Origin of the sequence: Paenibacillus sp. FSL H8-0168 (assembly GCF_038592955.1) — a bacterium.
Lineage (GTDB): Bacteria > Bacillota > Bacilli > Paenibacillales > Paenibacillaceae > Paenibacillus > Paenibacillus polymyxa_B.
On sequence record NZ_CP151948.1, the window covers coordinates 4,070,650 to 4,092,503 of the forward strand.

Genomic DNA, 21,854 nt, shown 5'->3' on the forward strand with positions numbered 1-21,854 from the left:
CTTATGCTTCTTTTTGTGTTGTTTTCAGATATTTAAGCGCCGTCAAGGCGTATACTTTCGCAGATTGAATGATCTGCCATACCGGAGCTTTTTCATTAAAATTGTGAATGGTCGACAGTTCGGCAGGACCGTATTGCAATACCGGGATATTGTATTTGCGGAATGCACGTGCGTCGCTGGTTGCCCATTGCAGTACGCCATAGGCCTCTTTACCGCTGACCTCAGCGATAGATTCCACAAGTTCCTGTACAATCGGCTCGGTTGGAGGGGTCCAGTTGGCATTACCATAAAATCCGAATTGTTTGGGTTCCGCGTCAATGCCTACACTTGCAAGCAATTCTTTGGCTTTGGCCAGTACATCCCGGTGGTCTACGCCAAATGGAACACGGGAATCCACTTGCACTGTGCAACGGTCTGCAACCACATTGACTTTGGTGCCTCCCTGAATCGTACCAATGTTCACTGTTACATGATCAAACGCTTGTCCATAGCTTGGGTTCTCCCGTTCACTTGCATAACGCTTGGAAATTTCAATGATCTCTTTGACTTCTTCCGGGATGTCCGGCTTGATGTCCCACAGTTGTTGCAGCGCTTCAATTCCTTTTGCTGCCTTCAAAATAGCACTTTCACCTGCTATCGGCTGCAAACTGCCATGACCCGGTGTGCCTTCAACGGTAAATTCAAACCAGCAGCTTCCTTTTTGCCCGATGGTCGGGTTTTGCGGGCCTGAAGGCTCTGCGATCACAGCAGCTGTTCCTTCAATCAGCTTTCTTTCCAGCACCCAAGGTACTCCAAGATGTCCCCCGGTTTCCTCGTCTGGAACTACAAGCAACGACAACGCACCTTCGAGTGGTACGCCTAGTTTGGAGAACAGCGCAACGGTAAATATTAATCCGCCCAGTCCGGCTTTCATGTCCGAAGCACCGCGACCCAGGAGATAGCCATCACGTATTTCACCACAAAACGGATCAAAATCCCAACGAGTACGATCCCCTGCCGGCACAACGTCTGTATGCCCACAGAAAATCAGTTTTTTTCCGTCCGCCGTTTCAGCGCCATAATCAGAAATGAGATTCCACATATTCGGCCCGGATTCATGCACCGTTGTTTCTATACCTGCTTCTTTAAGATAGTCCATAATGAACTGACTAATTTCGCGTGAATCACCTGGAGGATTTTCCGAAGGAAATTGAATCAACCGCGAGCATAGCTCAAGCAATTCGTCCTGCCGTTTATCTATTTCATCAAGAACTAACGTTTTCCAATCTGTCATTTCCATTCAGTCCCTTCACGTTTTCCATTTAGCCAACTACATTTTTTACGATCCATCGGGATCAGCTTCCTCCTTCAGGTGTAAAATGATAGCCTTCGGCTGTAAAAACCGAAGGCATAAGGTAAGATCACAACTTACTCTTTATTCAATGAATAGAATCGGATAACCTCATCTGGGTAGTAGACATATCCAGTGACGTCTTTGCTCATGCCAACAACGCGATTGTATTCATACAGGTACGCCCATGGCGAATCTTGATTTATAAGTTCTTGTGCTTTGCCATACAGCTCTTTACGTTTATTTTCATCTTGCTCTTTGCCTGCTTGTTCCCAAAGCTTATCCACTTCTGCATTAGCGTAATGCATATAATTCGATGAACCGCCGCTGTACATCAGAAACCCGAGATGATAACCAGGGTCGTTGACGAAGGAAGTCCATTTGGAAATGTATGCTGTCAGGTTGCCTTCTCGTTGCTGTTCAAGGAACTGTGCACGAGCAACATTGACAACATTCATCTTTACGCCAATCTTGGCAAGTTCAGCTTGAATCAATACAGCATCATCTGCCCAGTCCTGGAAGCCGGAACCCAGTGTCAGGTCAAAATTAAACCCATTAGGATAACCCGCTTCTGTAAGCAGCTGTTTTGCTTTGTCCAGGTCGTGCTTGTAGCTGTAGCCCGCATCGGTGTAGCCAGGCGTGTTACTCGCTACAGAACTCTTCATTTGCTTTGCTTGACCGTACATGACATCGTCGATTAATTGGTCGTAAGGAATAGCATAAGCAATTGCTTGACGCACTTTTGGATCATTAAAAGGTTTGACTTTGTTATTCATGGCGAAATACAGAATCCGGTTACTTGCATTGGATTGAACCTTCAGATCAGCGTTGGTTTCCAGCTTCGAAACATCCTTTGCAGGAATCTCAATCGCCATGTCGACATCGCCTTTATCCAGCAGAAGTACACGGTTGGAAGCTTCCTTGGTAAACTTCATCGTTACTTTGCTCAGATTTGGCGCTCCTTGCCAGTAGCTGTCATTAGCATTAAAGACAGCTTCTGTCGCAGGGTCCCATTTTTCAAGCTTGAACGGACCTGAACCTGCCGCATGTGTTTTCAAATAGTCGCCGTCGCCATTTTCTTTGACAAGCACATCATCCACAATGGAGAAGTTGTACAATGACAGGATTTGCAGAAACATATGATTGGGTTGGGACAATGTAACGACAACGGTGTGCTCATCTGGCGCTGTAGCGGTTTTAATGGAGCTCATACCATACAGAAAGCTACCTGAATCGGAATTTTTAAGCCGTTCAAAGGAATACAACACGGAATTGGCGGTTAGCGGATTGCCGCTTTGGAATTTAACGTCTTTACGCAGATGAAGCGTATAAGTCATGTTATCAGCGGACACATCCCATTTTTCAGCCAGCATGGGCTTAATGGCTTCCGTATCTGCCACTTCGCCGCTATCCGTAGACTTTTTGCCGTAGGTCACAAGCTGATCATAGAGCGCAAGCACAAGGGTGTCCGATGTAAGATCACTTGCTTCAGCAGGGTCCATGGTTGACCCTCCTTCAGAGTAAGCAAGTGTAATCGTCTTTGGTGGGGATGGGGCATCTGCGCCTTTCTCTCCAGATGAAGCGGACGGGCTGTTAGCATTGCTCGCACAGCCTGCCGTCCATAGCAACGTAGACAAGACGACAATTAGAGAAAGATTTTTTTTCAACATGGCTTACGTTCTCCCCTTTAATGATATATTTATTTTTATTTGCTAGAGCGCAGTCTTGGATCAAGAACATCCCGCAAACCGTCTCCAAGCAAATTGAAGCCCAAAATAGCTGTCGCAATTCCAAGACCCGGGAAAGTTACAATCCACCACTCACCGGAAATGATATACGCTCGCCCTTCCGAAATCATTGCGCCCCACTCGGCAATCGGGGGTTTCACACCGAGTCCCAGGAAGCTGAGACTGGCTGAGGTCAGGATGGCGAAGCCCATTCCAAGCGTTGCATTCACAAGCAGTGGGGCAAGTGCATTAGGCAAGATGTGGCGAAACAGGATCGTTCCGTTCTTTACACCAATCGCCCGGCTGGCCTCAACAAACTCCTTTTCCCGGAGAGAGATGGTTTGTCCGTGAATCAGCCTGGCGAATTCGGGTATGCCTACAATACCCACGGCGATAAGTGCACTCATCAGTCCTGGTCCCATCGCTGCAGCAATAGCCATGGCGAGTACCAGCGACGGGAAAGCCAACAGTATATCCATACAGCGCATAATAATGCTGCCCATTCGACCGCCATAGAAACCTGCGATGGCTCCAAGCGGTACGCCGATGATAAATGAGATCGACACGGCGATCATCCCGGTCCATATGCTGATTCTGGCTCCGTAAATGACACGGCTGAGAATGTCGCGTCCGTAATTATCGGTCCCAAACCAATGTTCTACACTTGGCGGTAGCAGCTTGTTCGCCGGGTCGGTTACATAAGGATCATGTGGAACGATCCATGATGAGAGGATGGCAATGAGCGTCCAGCCAACGATAAAAATGAATCCGATTAAAGCGAGTTTATTGCCAAACAGTAATCGCCAAAAGGTCTTACGTTTCGGTATAGCGGCTGCATTGGGCTGAGGTACAGCCGCTTTTGCCACCAAATCACTTGCAGTGCTCATCCGAGTACCTCCCCCTACTTTTGTGCTTCATTGTTATCACTCGTACCGGATACGTGGGTCAATCAATCCGTAAACCAAGTCGACTCCAAGATTGATAAAGCTGTAAATCAGCGCACTTACGAGGGTAAATGCTTGAATCGGTGCGTAATCAGCTGCCAAAATGGAGTCCGTCACATAACTGCCCACTCCTGGCCAGGTAAAAATGGTTTCGGTAATAACGGCTCCACCAATCAGGTACCCAACCTGCAAACCAAGTACGGTAAGCGTTGGAATAAAAGCGTTAATGAGTGCGTGCTTATAGATGACAATTCCTTCGCGCAGACCTTTGGCTCTGGCTGTGCGAACAAAATCCTGACCGATGACTTCCAGCATGCTGGAGCGCATCATCCGTGCCACAATCGCCATAGTGCCTGTGCTGAGACAGACAGCTGGTAGAACCAAATGGGATAAACTGCTTTTTAAAGCTACAAAATCACCGGTCATCAGACTATCGAGTACATAAAGTCCCGTAACGTGCGTCGGCGGATTGATATCACCGCTAATTCGACCCATGGGCGCAGGAGCGATGCCCCATTTAGCATAGAAAATATAAATGAATAACAGGCCAATCCAGAAAATGGGCATACATGCACCGATCAAGGAAAACACGCGTGAAATGTGATCAACAATCGATTCTTTACGGGTTGCCGCCAGAATACCGATCGGGATTGCCACCAGAATCGCAATAACCAAGCTTGCCAGTGCCAACTCGATGGTTGCTGGAAACCGGGTAGCAAAGTCGCTTGCCACTGACTGTCCGGTGTGATAAGCCTGACCCAGATCACCATGGAACAATCCCACTACATAATGAAAGAATTGAATGTACTTCGGTTGATCCAGTCCCATACTGCTGCGAATATTTTCAATCGTCTCGGGTGTAGCCTGTTCCCCCGCAAGCATCACAGCAGGATCACCTGGAAGCACTCTTGAGATCATGAATGTAATGACGACAATACCAAGCAGTGCTGGAATCATTTGTACCAATCTACGTAGTGTGTATACGGCCACAGTTCGTCCCCCCTTATCCGTAACCCCTCGTCTATTTGTCATCTTTCTTTTCATCACTTGTTATTTTTATCATTGTACTAAGGAACAAGAACGGTTTCCACGTCCTGAATAACTAAAAATAATGACGAAATTTGTCGTTTGTGCACTAAAGTGACTCAATATGTAGTTTGAATGTTATGTATTATCTGGTTTGAGAAATCAAAAACAGCATAATGCAAAACAGGCAATCCCCTTTTAAAAGGAAATCGCTTGTTTTTTGTAAATATGGATTGTAGTATTAGGTCGATCAGGAAAGGAGAATCACAGTATTGGAAACGAACTACAGAAAGCTGTTGGATCAGATGATGACACCCTATGATGAAATGCTGCAGAGTCTACTAGGTAATCACGCCGATTTTTCGAAGGTCGATTATTTGGAAAAGCACAGTGAGAAATATGGAAAGAGTGATGCCAATTATACCAATCGCTTGAAGGTGCTTTTGGCTATGTATAATCGCGAGGATCGATATGCCCCGCATTACGAACCGATTGTTAGAAGGTTGCTCGTTAATGAGATTATAAACAGGGAAACGAACAGTTTTCAGGGGATTGGCGATGCTCTGTATTACGCCGTTTTTTTACTGCAAAAGTATGAGCGTGAGCAGGACCAAATCTTGTTCCAGCAGGCCAAGGAGGCCAATTTCGATACATATGCCGGGTTTGACCCAGAGTTGATTTTGGAAAATTATTTATTCAGCAAAGATGCAGCTAATATCGAGGATTGCATCAATATCGCGAGCGAGCTCGGGGAAGATGTTTATATATCATTATTTATCGATTTGTGGATCAAGGATCAGACGGATTGGAACAAAGAAAATTTGCAGACACTCGTTTATCATGAGAGATGGCGCAACCATGCAGAAGGTGAAATTGAAGCTCTTAAAAAGCTGACCGAAATAGAGAAAACCGAAGGGAATCATCATAACTACTGTTCTACTGCATCTAGCCTAGCAGAGAAGTTCATTGAAGCAGGACGATTAAATGAGGCATGGAGAATGATGGAAACCATTATTCCGCTTATTACTAAGGAAGAAGAATGGTTTCTGTACGGACTTGGTCGCAATATTATTACGGCCTCTATCCACATCATCTTCCATTTTGGAGCAGAAAGCCGGCAGGCTGCTTCGTTATGGCAAACGATAAAAGAGATTCTTCAACCTGCCGCTAACCATATGGGGACCGATCAATATCAGCTTGCTGTATCTGTTAGCAAATTTATGGGAGGTACCAAATTGGAGCAGAGGTTAATCAGACTTCAGAAGCAAAGGTAGTAATCCAGTTGCGATGAGGGGGCTGTCGCGCGTTCTGCAAAGAACGAGGCATTCGACTCAGCGCTGCCGTTCGGTCGCCCCTCGAAGCAGCGGTTCAAAGGTATATCCAGTATTGTCTTCGGCTACAGCTCGAATCATTCCGCAGCACGCTCCTCTTCTTCCAGCACCCTGTACATTCCTTTCCTCCACTTCACCGCATCTTCGCCACCAATATGAAATAGACAATTGAGACCTTTTGACTATCATTCAAACCAGCAAACAAAATAGGCTTCTCGTGAATATAGCGCGAAAGCCTATGGGTTCATCAAATTATTTGGCCTTCTGAGATACCAGTTCACTATTCCCTTTTCTCTTTCTTATCCCCAACATAATGACGGCCATAACAGCTACCAGAACTGCTATAAGAGCAAAAGGAATATATTTATCCACCCGATATAGCGTCGTTGTCAAAATAGGAGCCATAATCGCAGAAATGCCTTGGACAGTAGCCACCAGACCAGCGGCTCCTCCTTGCTGTTCTTTACTGACAGAAAGAGAAGCCCCGGCCATAAATCCAGGCATTAGCAAGCCTGTACCTATACCAAACATAAAGAACGCAAAATAGTAAACGACCATGCTGGCTGACATGAGGAATAGCAGCATACCGACAATAAGGAACAGAGAGCCGAGCAAAATCATTGGCTTGGGTTGCCATTTAAGCCATTTCATTTGAACGATCTGTACAATCAACATCGCCGCCCCAGAAAACATAAGCCCAAAGGAAACCACTCTTGCTGTTTCTTCGGATGAAAGGCCTAATTGATCTTGAAAATAAAATCCGCCTATAACCTGGATGGTCACAATACTAATCATCGTAACCAAACCTGCAAACAAATACATTCGTAGACCAGGTTGAAAAGGGTTAATCCGAGCTGGCTTTTGCTGAATAACAGGCTTGGCAGACGGAATTGCCAGCAAGGCCACTACAAATGCTACAGCCGCAATCACGATTCCAAAATACAAAGGCCACAGCAAGCCTATTAAAGTAAAGGCGCCTGCAATAGCGGGCCCAAATACTAATCCAAGTCCATTGGCCGCGCTAATGATAGCCATGCCACTACCTCGATCTTCGCCCTCGGTCACGTCTCCCATGTAAGCTTGGGAGGATGACAATACCGCCGGGATAAACCCGCCGATCAAGCCGCGTGTAACAATCAGCAGGACTAACAGCATTCCCCCGCTGAGCCAACCCTTTAATCCTGCAAAAAGAGTAAGCGTAAACAGCAAGCAGCTTACACACATCCCTATGAATCCAAGCAAAATCACAGGCTTGCGTCCCTTTGCATCACTCAGATTCCCCCAAATTGGAGCCATTAAGGCCATCGTTATGGAGCCAAGCGATATAATTAACCCAGAATGACTTTCTCTTAACCCCAGCTCACGAATAAGGGGCGGCATAATTGGAGCAATGAGCATGAGCCCTAGCATAGCCACAAAAACACTGAAAAAGATGCTCCCTTTGATTCTATTCATCCTCGCACACTCCTCTGGTATAGATTCTCTCTATGCAGAAGTATACGGAGCATACCAAGAAACTACTGCCTGTATACGGATAAATTTGCGGTTAAACGGATTTAATTTAGCAAATAAAACAGCGGCCAGCCTTCAGGACAGTATAAGATGATCTTAATTCTATGATCCAATGGGTTCCGTTGATTATAGTGGCCTTGACGCATAGTTCACCTGAGGGCCGTAACATGATACGAAGTTTAGACGGTTTCATCGCTGACAAGATGAAAGGGCTTAACTTCCTGACATGTTATTACGATATATGATGTACAGTCTTTTTACCCTTTAGTAACTAGCGCAGTTGTGGGTTGAGTCTGTATATCGATGTCTAAGGGGGAAATGCAGTGAAAACAAAGATAGGATCAAATATGAAGGTGAGATCACTAAGAACGAAGTTAACCATAATGTGCTTAATTATTTTAATTGTACCCACATTCGTAATTGGAATCAGTTCTTATTTTGTTTCCAAGAATGAAATGAATGAATCAGGCAAAGTGGCACTTAAGAATAGTGTGCAAATGGTAATTGGTATGATTAGTTTCCTCAATGGGCAAGTCGAAGCCGGTAATTTAACATTGGAGGAAGCACAGGAAAAACTGCGCATCGAGCTGCTCGGTGTAAAAGATGCTAATAACAAAAGACCGATAAAGATTAAATATACTGTAGGTAAAACAGGTTATCCGTGGGCAGTCAACCAAGATGCCGTTTCAATGATGAACCCTTCAAATGAAGGCCAGAATTTAATGAATGCCGTGTCGGAAGACGGTGTGCATGTGGGAAAAGAGTTTGTAGAAGTCGGTACAAACGGCGGGGGATTCGTCACTTATAAATGGGCTTTACCTGGTACAGATCAAGTGGAGACGAAAATTTCTTATGTTGAAAAGGATCCTTATTGGGGATGGATCATCGGTTCTGGAGCATATTTTAACGAATTTAACAGCGGGGCGACCAAAGTCCTTTATATTGTCCTGATTATTACGACTGTTGCGGTTATTCTGGGAGCAATTATCGTAAGCTTTGTTTCGGGACGTTTTACGAAGCCTATCATCATGATTGCAAAGCGGCTTAACGCAGTTGCGGACGGTGATTTAACGGTCGAAGAAGTCAAAATTCATTCAAAAGATGAGATCGGCGAGCTTGCACAGGACTTCAATCATATGATTAAAAATATTAGATTTCTGATCGGTGAGGTAAATCTGTCCACAAAGCAGGTAGCTACTTCCTCGAAAGAATTGACCCTTGGAGCAGAGCACACTGGACAGGCAACCGAGCACATCACCATCGCGATTCAAGAATCGGCGGCCGGTGCTAAGGAGCAGCAGATGATGCTCCAGAAGACAACCAGCTCGCTTGAAGAAATTTCAATAGGTATGCAGCGGATCACGGAGAGCTCCTTGGCCATTGCTGATTCGTCTGCAGACGCGATGGAAATGGCGAGCGTTGGTGGTACTGCTGTACAACATACGGTGAAGCAAATGGACCTGATTAACCATTCCGTCAATGAAACCGATGCGGTTATGAGAATGTTGGATGAACGCACTCAACAGATCGACACGATGCTGCATGCCATTACGGATATTGCACAGCAGACCAACCTGCTTGCCTTAAATGCTTCGATTGAGGCTGCTCGTGCAGGCGAAGAAGGCCGCGGTTTCTCCGTCGTTGCTTCAGAGGTAAGAAAGCTGGCCGAACAATCGAACCAGTCTTCCGGGCAGATTTCCGAGTTGATTCAGAATATGCGCAAAGATATGGAGCATTCGCTTAAGACCATGGAACGCGTAAAACAGGATGTCGACTCTGGTATTAAAATTGCCAGTGAGACGGAGCAGCAGTTTAACAAAATTGTGACGTCCACCAATCATATCGCACAGCAAACAGAAGAGCTCGCGAGCATCACGCAGCAAATAACCGCAAGTGTCCAAGAAATTTCGGCGAGCGGAGAGAATGTATCAAGTCTGGCGCTTCAAGCGGCGGACAACTCGCAGAATATTGCAGCGTCTGCAGAAGAGCAGTTGGCTTCAATGCAGCAGATCACCAGCCTGGCAACGACCTTGTCGGATATGTCTCAGAAGTTACAGGATCTAACGGTCAAATTTAGATACTAGTGGAATAAACTGTAGTTTCCAATATGGTTTCATTAAAAGCCTTCTTACCGTGAGATTAGCATTAGTTCATGGTAAGAAGGCTCATTTTTTTCCGAAAACGTCGCGCTAAACTGACCATTCGTATTATGAAGGGCTCGCAAATCGTGATCTGTTAATTGGGCATGGTTTTTGTCGATTTTGTTCAGAATTGGTTCAGAAGCATTTAGTATAGTAATCCAGTAGTGTAAGAAATCATATTAGCAGGTTAGTCATCATGAAGGATCTTAGTCTAATCATCGTGACACCGGAAATTTATGGAGGAAGTTTATGAGTAAAATCAAGTCTTTTTGTTTATCTTATCTTGCTCTTATCGTCTTATTTGGGACCTGGTCATGGAGTTTTTCTGGGAGTGCTGTGTATGCGACCTCCTCACCAGTACCAAGTGTAACAGATGCTGTGTATGCTACTGAAACCACGGTAACGAGTTGGACAAATCCTTCTAAACAAGGTCAATCCGTAACGTTTAGCATCAAAACCATCTCAACCCCACAAATTACGAAGGATTTAACTGGCACCGTGGTTCTTATGGATGGTACGAATATATTAGATACGCTTACGATGACGCCAAATGGGATTGCAAATGGATATGCCACTGCGACCTATACCACAAGCAATTTAAGTGTGGGAAGTCACCCGATTACTGCTATATATAGTGGGGATGCTCGATTTGTCCCGAGTACCTCTGAAGCGTATATACAGGTTATAAATGGAGATGCAGACACTGGGAATACTGGCGGAACTGGTGCTACTACTGGTAACGGCAGCAGTAGCAGTAAAAAAGATAAGAAGGATAGTACAGATAGTAGTGAGTCTATTTCTTCTAGCGAAACAACCACACCTTCATCACCATCGGTTTTACCGACAGATTTGCCGACTCCGGAAATCATGCCAGTAGAGCAATCAGAGGTTGTGCATGAAAAATATATAACCGGTTATCAGGATGGCACATTCCGACCGGACCAGTCGATTACACGAGCTGAAACTGCCGCGATGATGGCTAGAATTATGAAGTTGGAAACAAAAGAAAGCTTATTGGCATACAAAGATGTACCTAGCACGTATTGGGCGAAAGATTCGATTATAGCACTCACGACACAACACTTCATGAATGGATATGCAGATGGAACATTTCGGCCAGAGCAACCCATTACCCGTGCAGAAATGGCAGCAATACTCGCATCCTGGAAGCAGCTTAAAGGAACGCAAACCGCAGCATCTCCTTATACCGATATCGAAAAGCATTGGGCAAGAGATTCAATTAAAGCGCTAGCTGAAGCAGGATGGATTACTGGTTTTAACGACAGCAGCTTCCAACCCAATCAATATATAACACGAGTAGAAACCGTTACAATTTTGAACACCATCTTAAAACGAGGACCCCTGGAAGGTACGACCCAGGCTACATGGAAGGATGTACCCGCAGATTACTGGGCATTCAAAAATATTGAAGAAGCGTCTCGTACCCATACTTCAACCATCAATTCAGAGGGTACTGAAACTATCTTGAATTAAGCACCAAATAAAAGCTGGAATCCTTTCTATACAGGGTTCCAGCTTTTTATTTACCTGATATTTTTAAAAAACGGTCAAAAAATAAATTTTAAAATACCTTCTTTAAGGAGGATGGCTTCACTCCGTATTCCCGGAAAAATTGCTCTGAAAATGCACTCACATTGCTATATCCTACAGCCATCGCAGCTTCAGTCACATTGCTTTCTTGGCTTCGGAGCAGCTTCATCGCATAATCGAGACGAATTTGGCGCAAATATTCAAATACAGTAGTTCCAAAGCAGGCTTTGAATCCTTTTTTTAATTTAAAATCGTTTAATCCAACCTTTTGGGATAATGTGATCAGCGAAGGTGGATCAATCATGCTGGATTCAAGTATCTCCCGAGCCATATGCAGCTTTCTGACATCTTCTTTAGACAAACCTTCGGGCATAGGTGTTAAATCAAATAATTGAATCATAAATCGATTTAAAATCTCAAGTGCCGCTGCTTCCATTAACAAAGGCGATTTATGCACACTTTTCAAGTCTTTGATCAAATGTTCAATCATCACTATACTTCTGTGATCCAGTTCAAAACTAAAGTGATGGAATGCAGTTCCCTTAAGAATTTGATTAAATTCAATAGCTACCTGCCGACGAGCCGCTAACTGTGAAGCCGCATAATTAAACAACGAAATCGGAATGCCAAGTGCAAATGATTGGTATTGTTCGTTAACCGGAGGATGGAAACATGCTTTGAAATCCTGTAAAAAAATAAGAGCACCCTGCCCCATCGGGAGTGTATAATCCAGACCAGCCACATTCACATGACGTTGACCGGAAAGCGCAAATTGAAGTTCAATCATTTGTCCTCTGGAAGAAAAATTGGTCGGATACGGCTCGTGATATTGAATGTGCGAATATACAATTTCAATTCCGCTGTAAGTTGTAACTCGGTAAATATGCCCATGACCCGCTTCCGGTAACATCATATACGTATGCTCATTCTGTTGTCTAAACGGAGTTTTTTCCAAATAATGCTGATATATTAATGATAACGAGTTTGAATTCACAAGCGTCCACCTCAAATGTTTTCATTCATTCCGATGCTCCAAATGAGAATCGTTATCAATAATAGTAGCTGAATTTGAATGGTTTGACCAGACCTATTGGAGTAAGCTCAACTCTTCATACAGTTTTAAGAAGCCTCTATACTATCTCTTTACAAGATTTGCTGAATGAGTGACCCGATTTCTCCCGCCACTTTTGGAAGCATATAGTGCCAAATCCGCTTGATGAACAATCGTTTGTTCCGTATCCTCTTGCGTAACCGTTGCCACACCAATACTCACAGTAATGGTATATTCTCCCCAATCCATCGAGGCTGTCGTGGAGCGGTATCTTTCTGCTGTACGAATGGCTTCTTCTTGATCGTTGTCTGGAAGAATAATTACGAACTCCTCGCCCCCATATCGAGCGACAATGTCCCTGTCCCGTGACATGGATTGCAGTAATTCTGCCAGATTCGTAAGCACCAGGTCGCCGACCGGATGACCATAAGTATCGTTAATACTTTTGAAACGATCAATATCAATGATAAGCAGCGAAAAAGATATTCCACTCTCACGAAAAGACGCGAGGCTAGCTAGTAATTGTCCTTGGAAATACCTTCTATTTTTAAGACCAGTCAACGGGTCCGTTGAGGCCATCGTTTCTAGCTGTAGATTGATCCTTACTAGCTCCTGCTGTTTAACTTCATATTCTTCGTGCAACCGTTCAAGCTTCTGGTTCGCTTCATTTGTAGCCTGATATAATTCCTGAAGCTTGGTTTTGGTCTGCAAAATATCTCTCTCATGTTCAATTCGCTTACGCATCATAAGCACTACACAATCAATAACAGTTTCTCCGTTGCGCTCCTGACGTACCCCATTTAGAAGTACAGGCACATCCTGTCGATCACTTGTCCGAAACGAGAAGTACATCTCATCGACATGCCCGTACAACTGAATATAGGGATAAAAATAAGTATGAAAAAATAGCTTGTTGGTAACAGACATTGTGGATTCAATAGGCCGTCCAAGCAATTCATTACGATCATAAAGTAGCATATCCAATAAAGTTTGATTCACCGATTGAATGAAGCCAGAATCCGAGATTGAGAAATATCCACAGGGAGCTTTATCTAATTGAGTATCCATTTCATAACTGCCTTTCTTCTGATATTACACACTGGCTAAATACTCTTTAATCAGCTCGCTTGTTTCTCCAGGTTGACTTAAGTGAGGATAATGCCCCTTTGCCCTCATCTGTTGAAGCCTGCTGTTTTTAAGATGAGTACGTAAATAATCCCCTACCTCAATCGGAGCAATGCTATCGTCCGAGCACTGGAGAATCAGTGTAGGAACTGAAGCATGCTGGAGATCGACACGGCAATCCGAAAAAAAAGTCACTTCCGCAAATTGTCGTGCAATATGAGGGTCTCTTGAGCAAAAGGTTTTCTCCAACTCTTCGGTTAATTCCTGTCGTTCAGGATTCTGCATAACAATGGGTGCCAGGTAACTAGCCCAGCCAATAAAGTTCATTTGCATCATATCAAGCAATTCATCAATGTCACTCTTATCGAAGCCTCCATAGTAAGAAGGCAGGTCATTCACATAACGAGGAGAGGGACCGAGCATGACGATGCGCTCAAAATATTGGGGATTGCGGATAGAAGCAAGCATTCCGATCATACTACTAACGGAGTGTCCGACGAATATGACATTTTTTAATTCTAGCGCTTCCATAATATCTAGCACATCTTGGGCATACCCTTGCAAGTCACTGTATTTTTCTGAATCATAGTACTTAATTTGAGAATCTCCAGAGCCTACGTAATCAAATAAGACGATTTGGTAGTTGTCGATAAAGCTAGGGACGATATAACGCCACATATCCTGATCGCATCCAAAGCCATGAGCAAATACGATCGTTTGGCTACCTGAGCCCAGCACTTTTACATTATTACGTACGAGAATGTCAACGGTCATTATAAATCACCTCTCTGAGGTAGTATCTGTTCTATCGGCTTCTTTTCATTATTATATCGGAAAAGATTTGCTTATGGATAATGAATCTCATTCAGAAATCCAACGTTCAATGATTTCCTTCACCTTTTGTACATGCTGTTTGGATAATGAACAAACCATAACTAGTTCGTTTTTCTGATTCGTATCTATCCAATATTCAACGTCATCCTCTTCATTAACCGCTTCTTGTATGATCCTAATGGATTTGTGACTCGTTTTTGATTTAGCCGAAAAAATGGGGTTCATATCCATGATTTTCTGACCATTAGAAAAGGATGTATTGTAATAAGGAATTATCCATTTCTCTTTATCCTGTTCTTTTAACAAATTCAGAAATACATGTACCCAATATTCTTCTAGTTCGGAGTAACTCTGTTCATTTAACTCATTCAAATTCATACATGTAACCACCCATCTTATACACTGATTGTCTGACGGCTTGCAAGGATTGTTCAATACGCCCTGTTGCTTCCTTGGTGCCCATAGACATTTTGCGGATTTCTGTAGCGACAACCCCGTCATTTTCATCCCATGTGTTTAGTGAAACAGCGCGTACCGATTGAACATTGGCACGCGCTGACGGTATGACTTTTATGAAACAGGCACTAAGATTTAATCTAACTGCTCTCCATTGGTTTCGATTACATTCTTATACCAATAAAAGCTCTTCTTTCTGGATCTGGCAAGTGTCCCATTGCCTTCATTATCCTTATCGACGTATATAAACCCATAACGCTTTTTCATTTCACCGGTTCCCGCGCTTACCAGATCAATACATCCCCAAGGCGTATACCCTATTAGGTCTACTCCATCAGCAATCGCTTCTTTCATTTGCTCAATGTGTTGCTTCAGATAATCAATTCGATAATCATCGTGAATGGAGCCGTCTTCTTCCACGGTATCTACGGCGCCAAGGCCATTTTCAACAACCATTAACGGGATTTCATATCGGTTATAAATATTATTGAGGGACCATCTCAATCCCTGTGGATCGATCTGCCAATCCCAGGCACTTGCTTTCAAATGAGGATTCTTTAAGCCCATAGATAAATTCCCTCCCACCTTCTCCTGGTTAGGATCGGCACTGACACAAGTAGAGGAATAATAGCTGAAGGTATAGAAATCTACGCAGCCTTCTTTTAAGATGTCCTCATCCTCTTCTTGTATTTTGATCTGAATATTATGATCTCTAAAATAGCGTTTGGCAAATCCCGGATAAGCTCCTCTTACTTGAACATCTGAGCATAGGAAATTACTTAAGTTATCCTTTTGTTGAGCCAGTAGAATATCATCAGGATGACATGTAAGTGGGTAGGAACACATATATGCAATCATACAACCGATTTTAAAGTCCTTGTTGATTTCATGACCCAGCTTTACAGCCTTTGCACTGGCAATAAATTGATGATGCAACGCCTGATACAGAACCTGCTCATCCTTCACTGTAGCATGGGCAAGCTCTCCATTCCCCTCCGGCATCATAGCTCCAGCCATGAACGCGCCAAATGACAAGGTTAAAATATTGATTTCATTAAAAGTTAACCAGTATTTTACGACATCTTTGTATCTATTAAAAAGCACTTCACAATATCTCACATAAAAATCTACGACTCTGCGATCTGACCAACCATTATATTTTTGGGTCAAATGAAACGGTGCTTCATAATGTGAGATTGTAACCAAAGGCTCAATATTATACTTTTTCAATTCTGCGAATACACGATCATAGAACTGCAAGCCTTGCTCATTCGGCTCTGCATCATCTCCGTTAGGAAATATTCTTGACCACGCAATGGACATTCTAAAGACCTTGAATCCCATTTCCGCAAATAAGCGGATATCCTCTTGATAGCGGTGGAAAAAATCAATAGCTTCGTGACTCGGATAGTTCACTCCTTCTTCCAGTATTGGTGTAATTCTTCGGGAAGTCGTATGCGTTCCAGCCGTGATCACATCCGCAGTGCTTAAGCCTTTACCTTCTTCATTATATCCACCTTCAAATTGGTTGGCAGCCGTTGCACCTCCCCATAAAAATCCTTGTGGAAATTCCAATTTAGTTGTATTTTTCATTGTTTAACTCCTCCTCAACGTTTAATTAAGATCAGACTACGACGGTCAATAAATCCTCTTGATACTCAATCGCCTTCTTCTCTGTTTCAATGACATCCAGGTAATTCGTAGTATTGGCAACGATAACAGGTGTGGTCAAAACATAACCAGCCTCTTTTATAGCTTCCATATCAAACTCCATAAGCAGCTGGCCTTTTTTAACAGCATCTCCCTGTTTCACTTTAGGATAAAAATGTTTGCCTTTTAATTTGACCGTATCTTTGCCTACATGGATGAGGACCTCAACACCGTGGTCACTTGTAATTCCAATCGCATGACCTGACGAAAATAATGATGTTAATACACCATCTACAGGTGAAACGACCTTACCTTCAGAAGGTTCAATGGCAATCCCTTTACCCAGAGCACCTGTTGAAAAGGCTTCATCTGTTACTTCAGATAAAGACTTCACTTCACCTTTTAATGGACTCATCACCGTCTCTTGTTTTACTAAAACTTCTCCTCTTGCCGCTCCTGGTGTACTGTCTTCCTTTTTTGCTTCTTTCACTTCATCATCTTTAAATCCGCCAAAGAACATAAGCAAGAAACCTAATACAAAGCTTACCAGGATACCGATAACAGCCCCATAAAATCCGTTGTCTATTCCTGCCGGACTGATATAGCTCGGGATAGCGAAAATACCCAATCCACCAATAATGTAGCCTTTAGTTCCCATCATTCCTATAATACCGCCGCCTACTGCGGATGCTATACAGCTTAAAATAAATGGTTTCTTACGTGGTAATGTAATCCCGTAAATTGCTGGTTCTGTCACACCAAAAATCCCGGAGATGACAGCTGGAATGGAAAGTGATCTCAGTTTTACATTTTTGGTTTTAAACAAAATCGCCAGTACGACGCCTGTCTGAGCAAAGGAAGCTCCCAGTGTAGCCGCAAGAATCGGATCGAATTTAAGCACTGCTAAATTGTTCATAGCGATAGGAACAAGTCCCCAGTGTAATCCAAAGATAACAAACACTTGCCAGAAAGCGCCCATGAGCATACCTTCAATAATCGGACTTAAGTTATACACAAAGAGGGTTCCAGCACCAAGCAGTTGACCTGCCCAAGTCGAGAGAGGTCCAATCGCAATCAACGCTAAGGGTACAATAACTAACAATGTGAAAAACGGAACCAAAAATGTTCTCACGACGCTAGGGATTACCTTTTTAAAGAAGTTTTCTATTTTTGAGCCTACATAGGTGGATATGATAATCGGAAGAACGGTTGACGCATAACTCATCAGAATGACCGGAATACCTAAGAAGGTGATATATACCGGTGACTCAAATATAGTACCGCTAAATAGAGTGTATAGCGGTTTGCCCGAAGCTGTTATCGTGCTAAATGTCGGATATACAAGCGATGCACCTATAGCCATACCTATAAAAATGTTGGCATTGAATTTTTTAGCTGACGTATACCCCAGGAAAATAGGAAAGAAGTAAAACAAACAATCACCTAAAGCATTGAGAATTTGATAGGTACCCGATGTAGTGGCCAGCCAGCCCAAAGCTACAAATAAGGCGGTGAAGCCCTTAATCATACCTGTGGCACTTAAGACACCCAGCGTGGGTGTAAATACACCTGAAATGGTATCAATGAATCTATTGAACAAACTCATTTTTTCACCTGATGCTTCTTCTGAATCTCCTGTCTGAAAACCGCCTACAGCAGTAACATCAGCATAAACCTCAGGTACATGGTTACCTATAACAACCTGGTATTGCCCGCCACTCTTTACCACAGTGACAACACCATCCATATTTTTCAAAACCTCTGTATTGGCTTTACTTTCATCTTTTAGTTTGAAGCGCAAGCGTGTAATACAATGAGTTAGACTATTCACATTTTCTTTGCCGCCGACATTTCTGATGATGTCTTTTGCTAATGTCTCATACTTCATTGTAACTTCCCCTTTATTTGTATTTATAAAAAAAAGCGAAACCAAATAGATCAAATTCGATCTAGGTTGGTTTCGCCTGCATTACCAGTAACAATCCAAGAGTTATTCAATTTTGTCTTTGGGTCACACGCTGAATATGAATCGTTATATACAGCTTTTCCTCATCTGACAATACCATATCCAAGTATTTCTCAATCTTCAGCATGCAGCCATAAGCCTTTTTGTACTTTGTTTTCACTTGCCTCCACAAAAAATCGTCTTCCAGTTCTGCTTTTTCTTTTTTATTTAATCGCTGAAAGAAGAATCTTAAATGTGTAATAAATCGCTCATAACTGATCGAGTGTTCATCTATGGTGGTATTATAAGAGTATTTAATAATATTCAAGATGTCGTGTATTTTTTGAGTTTGCTGAGCAACGTCTGCTACCTTGTTGTAGGAGCTGTTTACTTGAGCGTTGATTAAATGAAGAGCAATATTACCTGCTTCATCTTCTGACAATCGTTTGTCTGTTTCTTCTTCAATAAACTCCAGTGCTTTTAAGCCAACCGCAAATTCTTTGGGATAAAATTTTTTGATCTCCCAAATTAACGGATTTGCATTTTTAAACCCTTCATCAAACATTTTAAATGCATTGTTCATGTGATCCGTAAGCGAAACATATATATAATCGCTCAATTGTGCTTCTAATATGCTTTTTCCATATTCAATGATGTCATAGCATAACGAAACATATTCTGATGGAACATCCTCTAACAATAACTTGAATTTCTCTGAAGCATCTTTATGTTTAAGCACAAAGACCTTTTCAATTAGATGCTCTTCTACTTGTTCGCCTGCACTCTTTTTGAATGCAATACCACGACCCATAACAACAAATTCATCTCTTTTTTGATCTTTGGCTATTATGGCGTTGTTATTAAATATTTTCGTTATGATCATCTAACTGCCCCCCTTATCCCATCAAATTTAAAAAAGGATTTAGATGCTGGGCGAAATTTCAGATAGGTCACAAGACGGTAATAGCCGATCAAACCTTCGTCGTAAATCAAATGCAAATGTATTGATTTACAATTTCGTGTTATGAAAACGCATTCATAATGAGAGACAAAGCCTTACGTTTTCCCTGAATGATCTTGAGTGCTTCCAAACCGATCTGATATTCCGTTTTGAAAATGAATATAGTCGGTTAACCACGTCCTATGACATCATTTTTCGGATGTCGATTCGTTGGTCGACGTCATCATCTTTGTTGTTCAGCACTTGTAAGGCTTTATATCACTCACCTTTCTGCGTTATGGCTGGCCAGATATTCATATCATGCAGGATATCGTAAAGCTTGTATTCTAAAAAGAAAAGGCAAAACCCAACACATGGAAATTGAATTCCATGCCTCGGGTTTTGCCTTTTCAGTAACAATCCCAAGATCATAATAACATCGAATTTAAGTTTTGCCAACAAAAATGTTTGCGCTTTCTTTTTCGAGGCAACCACATTAAATACAGCACATTCTCATGGTATAAAATGTCAGCCGCCAATGTAGGACATGTTAATCTTTTTTTTGTTGTTGGCTGTCTGCTCCGTACGTTCATCGGAATACCGATCTGTGCGTTGTTCCCATACTGAAGTAATCACATCGAGTAGTTCCTGGTCATTCGCTCCATTACGAAGCATCTGACGTAGATCAAATCCGCCTGAAGCAAACAAACATGTATAAAACTTTCCATCGCACGATAAGCGGGCACGTGTACAAGACGGACAAAACGATTCAGAAACCGAAGTAATAAAACCAATCTGTGCGTTGCTGTCTTTATAACGGTAACGCTTTGCCACTTCTCCAAAGTAATCCCGATCCATCGGCTCTAGCTCGTACGCATTCTTAAGTCGTTCAACGATTTCTTTTTTGGTTAGTACCTTGTTGAAGCTCCATCCGTTGTCATTACCTACATCCATAAACTCGATAAAGCGAAGGGTTATTCCCTGCTCTTTAAAATAAGCGGCCATTGGCAAAATCTCCGAGTCATTAACGCCTTTTTGAACTACCATATTGACCTTGATTTCAAAGCCGATTTCTCTTGCATATTCGATCTGCTTCAAAATAACATCAGGCTTAATCCCCCGCCCATTCAACCGCCCAAATAGCTCGGGGTCCAGAGCGTCCAGACTGATATTAAGCCGTCGTAGCCCCGCGTCATAGAGAGGCTTAGCCTGCTGCCCTAGCAGCACACCGTTGGTGGTCAAGCCGACATCTTCCACTCCGTCAATGGACAGGATTTGGGAGACCAGGTCGGGTAGATTCCTGCGCATTAATGGTTCGCCGCCCGTGAGTCGGATCTTTTTTACACCCAGGGATACAAAGAGCTTCGTCAGCCGGTGAATCTCTTCAAACGACAGACATTCATTTTGGGGAAGAAAGGCGTAGTCGTCACCGAAAATTTCTTTAGGCATGCAATAGGAACAGCGGAAATTGCAGCGGTCTGTAACCGATATACGCAAATCACGAATGGGCCGCTGCAACTTGTCTTTCAGTGGATGAAAATTCATACGCCCCCTCCTTTCTAGTTGTTTAACATCGTTATCATTAGCCGCCGCTGACTGGGGGAATGAAGGCTGCAATGTCTCCATCCTGTAATACATCCGTAGACAACGCATACTCTTCGTTTATCGCAATTCGCACAGACTGGATTGGCATATCTGGATATTGATCTGTTATCCAATTGGATAAATCGCCTACCGTTTGGCCCGCCAAATCTGCCAATTCTTCTGTTTTTCCCGTCACCTCACGGAGTCCCGCAAAGTAGTACAGCTTAATCATGACTGATCTCCCCCGGCTTTTTCTTTTGACCTCCGACCCACTGCGTTCCATCTTCCCAAATCTCTCGTTTCCAAATAGGAACTATTTCTTTAATTCGTTCGATCGCGTATTCATTTGCCTCATACGCATCCGAACGGTGAGGTGAAGAAACGGCAATGACAACGGCGATATCACCGATTTGAAGCTCGCCAATGCGGTGCGCGATCGCCACTCGCGTTCCTTCCCATTTCTGTTCGATTTCGCGACCAATCTCTGCGAGTTTTTTTTGAGCCATAGGGACATAGGCCTCATAAGCAAGGTATAAGGTCCGTACGCCTTGAGTCCATTCTCGTACGTGCCCTGTAAAAATAGTCACCGCTCCTGCTTCCGGCCTTAGGACATAATCCGCATAAGCCTGCGGGATAATGGGCTCCGTTACGATTTCAAATACACTCATCTTTTCCACCTTCCAGCCACCGGACAAACCACTCTCTGG

The 21,854-nt window shown here is 43.2% G+C and carries 19 protein-coding genes; 3 read left to right on the forward strand and 16 right to left on the reverse strand.

Features of this window, described 5'->3' with window-relative positions; all coding sequences use genetic code 11:
- Position 1: 1 nt before the first annotated feature.
- The 4 genes from MHI21_RS17945 to MHI21_RS17960 form a co-directional block, all read right to left on the reverse strand.
- Positions 2-1,273 carry an ArgE/DapE family deacylase gene (locus MHI21_RS17945; RefSeq protein WP_023989677.1) on the reverse strand — a complete coding sequence of 424 codons (1,272 nt, stop codon included), beginning with the start codon at positions 1,271-1,273 and terminating at the stop codon, positions 2-4.
- Positions 1,274-1,407: 134 nt separating this feature from the next.
- On the reverse strand, positions 1,408-3,000 hold the full coding sequence (locus MHI21_RS17950; protein WP_342418646.1) for an ABC transporter substrate-binding protein: 1,593 nt from the start codon (positions 2,998-3,000) through the stop codon (positions 1,408-1,410).
- Between the two features lie 35 nt (positions 3,001-3,035).
- Positions 3,036-3,944 (reverse strand): ABC transporter permease, encoded by a 909-nt coding sequence (locus MHI21_RS17955; protein WP_342418647.1) that lies wholly within the window; start codon positions 3,942-3,944, stop codon positions 3,036-3,038.
- Positions 3,945-3,980: 36 nt separating this feature from the next.
- A complete protein-coding gene (locus tag MHI21_RS17960) occupies positions 3,981-4,991 on the reverse strand; it encodes an ABC transporter permease (protein ID WP_172828265.1) in 1,011 nt (336 codons plus the stop codon).
- A gap of 308 nt (positions 4,992-5,299) precedes the next feature.
- Here MHI21_RS17960 and MHI21_RS17965 point away from each other — a divergent pair, with 308 nt between their 5' ends.
- Positions 5,300-6,301: a hypothetical protein gene (locus MHI21_RS17965; RefSeq protein ID WP_342418648.1), complete on the forward strand. Its 1,002-nt coding sequence runs from the start codon at positions 5,300-5,302 to the stop codon at positions 6,299-6,301.
- Between the two features lie 57 nt (positions 6,302-6,358).
- Here MHI21_RS17965 and MHI21_RS17970 read toward each other — a convergent pair whose 3' ends face one another.
- Both MHI21_RS17970 and MHI21_RS17975 read right to left on the reverse strand, forming a co-directional pair.
- A complete protein-coding gene (locus MHI21_RS17970) occupies positions 6,359-6,526 on the reverse strand; it encodes a hypothetical protein (protein WP_342418649.1) in 168 nt (55 codons plus the stop codon).
- An 84-nt stretch (positions 6,527-6,610) separates the two neighbouring features.
- Positions 6,611-7,813 (reverse strand): MFS transporter, encoded by a 1,203-nt coding sequence (locus MHI21_RS17975; protein ID WP_342418650.1) that lies wholly within the window; start codon positions 7,811-7,813, stop codon positions 6,611-6,613.
- Between the two features lie 380 nt (positions 7,814-8,193).
- Between MHI21_RS17975 and MHI21_RS17980 the strand changes: the two genes are divergently transcribed.
- The gene (locus MHI21_RS17980; protein ID WP_341163520.1) at positions 8,194-9,954 is read left to right on the forward strand and encodes a methyl-accepting chemotaxis protein; all 1,761 of its coding nucleotides are present in this window, start codon (positions 8,194-8,196) and stop codon (positions 9,952-9,954) included.
- Between the two features lie 306 nt (positions 9,955-10,260).
- Positions 10,261-11,505 (forward strand): S-layer homology domain-containing protein, encoded by a 1,245-nt coding sequence (locus MHI21_RS17985; RefSeq protein WP_342418651.1) that lies wholly within the window; start codon positions 10,261-10,263, stop codon positions 11,503-11,505.
- 88 nt (positions 11,506-11,593) lie between these two features.
- Here the strand turns inward: MHI21_RS17985 and MHI21_RS17990 are convergent, their stop codons facing one another.
- The 10 genes from MHI21_RS17990 to MHI21_RS18035 all read right to left on the reverse strand — a co-directional run bounded on the left by MHI21_RS17990 (position 11,594) and on the right by MHI21_RS18035 (position 21,815).
- Positions 11,594-12,556, reverse strand: coding sequence for an AraC family transcriptional regulator (locus MHI21_RS17990; protein ID WP_342418652.1), 963 nt, complete (start codon positions 12,554-12,556; stop codon positions 11,594-11,596).
- A 141-nt stretch (positions 12,557-12,697) separates the two neighbouring features.
- Entirely contained in the window at positions 12,698-13,681 is a 984-nt protein-coding gene (locus MHI21_RS17995; protein ID WP_342418653.1) for a sensor domain-containing diguanylate cyclase, read from the reverse strand.
- A gap of 24 nt (positions 13,682-13,705) precedes the next feature.
- Positions 13,706-14,512: an alpha/beta hydrolase gene (locus MHI21_RS18000; RefSeq protein ID WP_342418654.1), complete on the reverse strand. Its 807-nt coding sequence runs from the start codon at positions 14,510-14,512 to the stop codon at positions 13,706-13,708.
- Between the two features lie 87 nt (positions 14,513-14,599).
- A complete protein-coding gene (locus MHI21_RS18005) occupies positions 14,600-14,950 on the reverse strand; it encodes a hypothetical protein (protein WP_342418655.1) in 351 nt (116 codons plus the stop codon).
- Positions 14,951-15,163: 213 nt separating this feature from the next.
- Complete coding sequence (locus tag MHI21_RS18010) at positions 15,164-16,621, reverse strand: 6-phospho-beta-glucosidase (RefSeq protein WP_342418656.1); 1,458 nt, start codon at positions 16,619-16,621, stop codon at positions 15,164-15,166.
- Between the two features lie 31 nt (positions 16,622-16,652).
- On the reverse strand, positions 16,653-18,566 hold the full coding sequence (locus MHI21_RS18015) for a beta-glucoside-specific PTS transporter subunit IIABC (protein WP_342418657.1): 1,914 nt from the start codon (positions 18,564-18,566) through the stop codon (positions 16,653-16,655).
- Between the two features lie 106 nt (positions 18,567-18,672).
- Positions 18,673-19,506 (reverse strand): PRD domain-containing protein, encoded by an 834-nt coding sequence (locus tag MHI21_RS18020; protein ID WP_342418658.1) that lies wholly within the window; start codon positions 19,504-19,506, stop codon positions 18,673-18,675.
- Positions 19,507-20,091: 585 nt separating this feature from the next.
- Complete coding sequence (moaA, locus tag MHI21_RS18025; protein ID WP_342418659.1) at positions 20,092-21,108, reverse strand: GTP 3',8-cyclase MoaA; 1,017 nt, start codon at positions 21,106-21,108, stop codon at positions 20,092-20,094.
- A 37-nt stretch (positions 21,109-21,145) separates the two neighbouring features.
- Positions 21,146-21,379, reverse strand: coding sequence for a MoaD/ThiS family protein (locus tag MHI21_RS18030; RefSeq protein WP_069290094.1), 234 nt, complete (start codon positions 21,377-21,379; stop codon positions 21,146-21,148).
- Complete coding sequence (locus MHI21_RS18035; RefSeq protein WP_250260781.1) at positions 21,372-21,815, reverse strand: molybdenum cofactor biosynthesis protein MoaE; 444 nt, start codon at positions 21,813-21,815, stop codon at positions 21,372-21,374. The genes MHI21_RS18030 and MHI21_RS18035 overlap by 8 nt, the downstream gene beginning before the upstream one ends.
- Positions 21,816-21,854 lie beyond the last annotated feature (39 nt).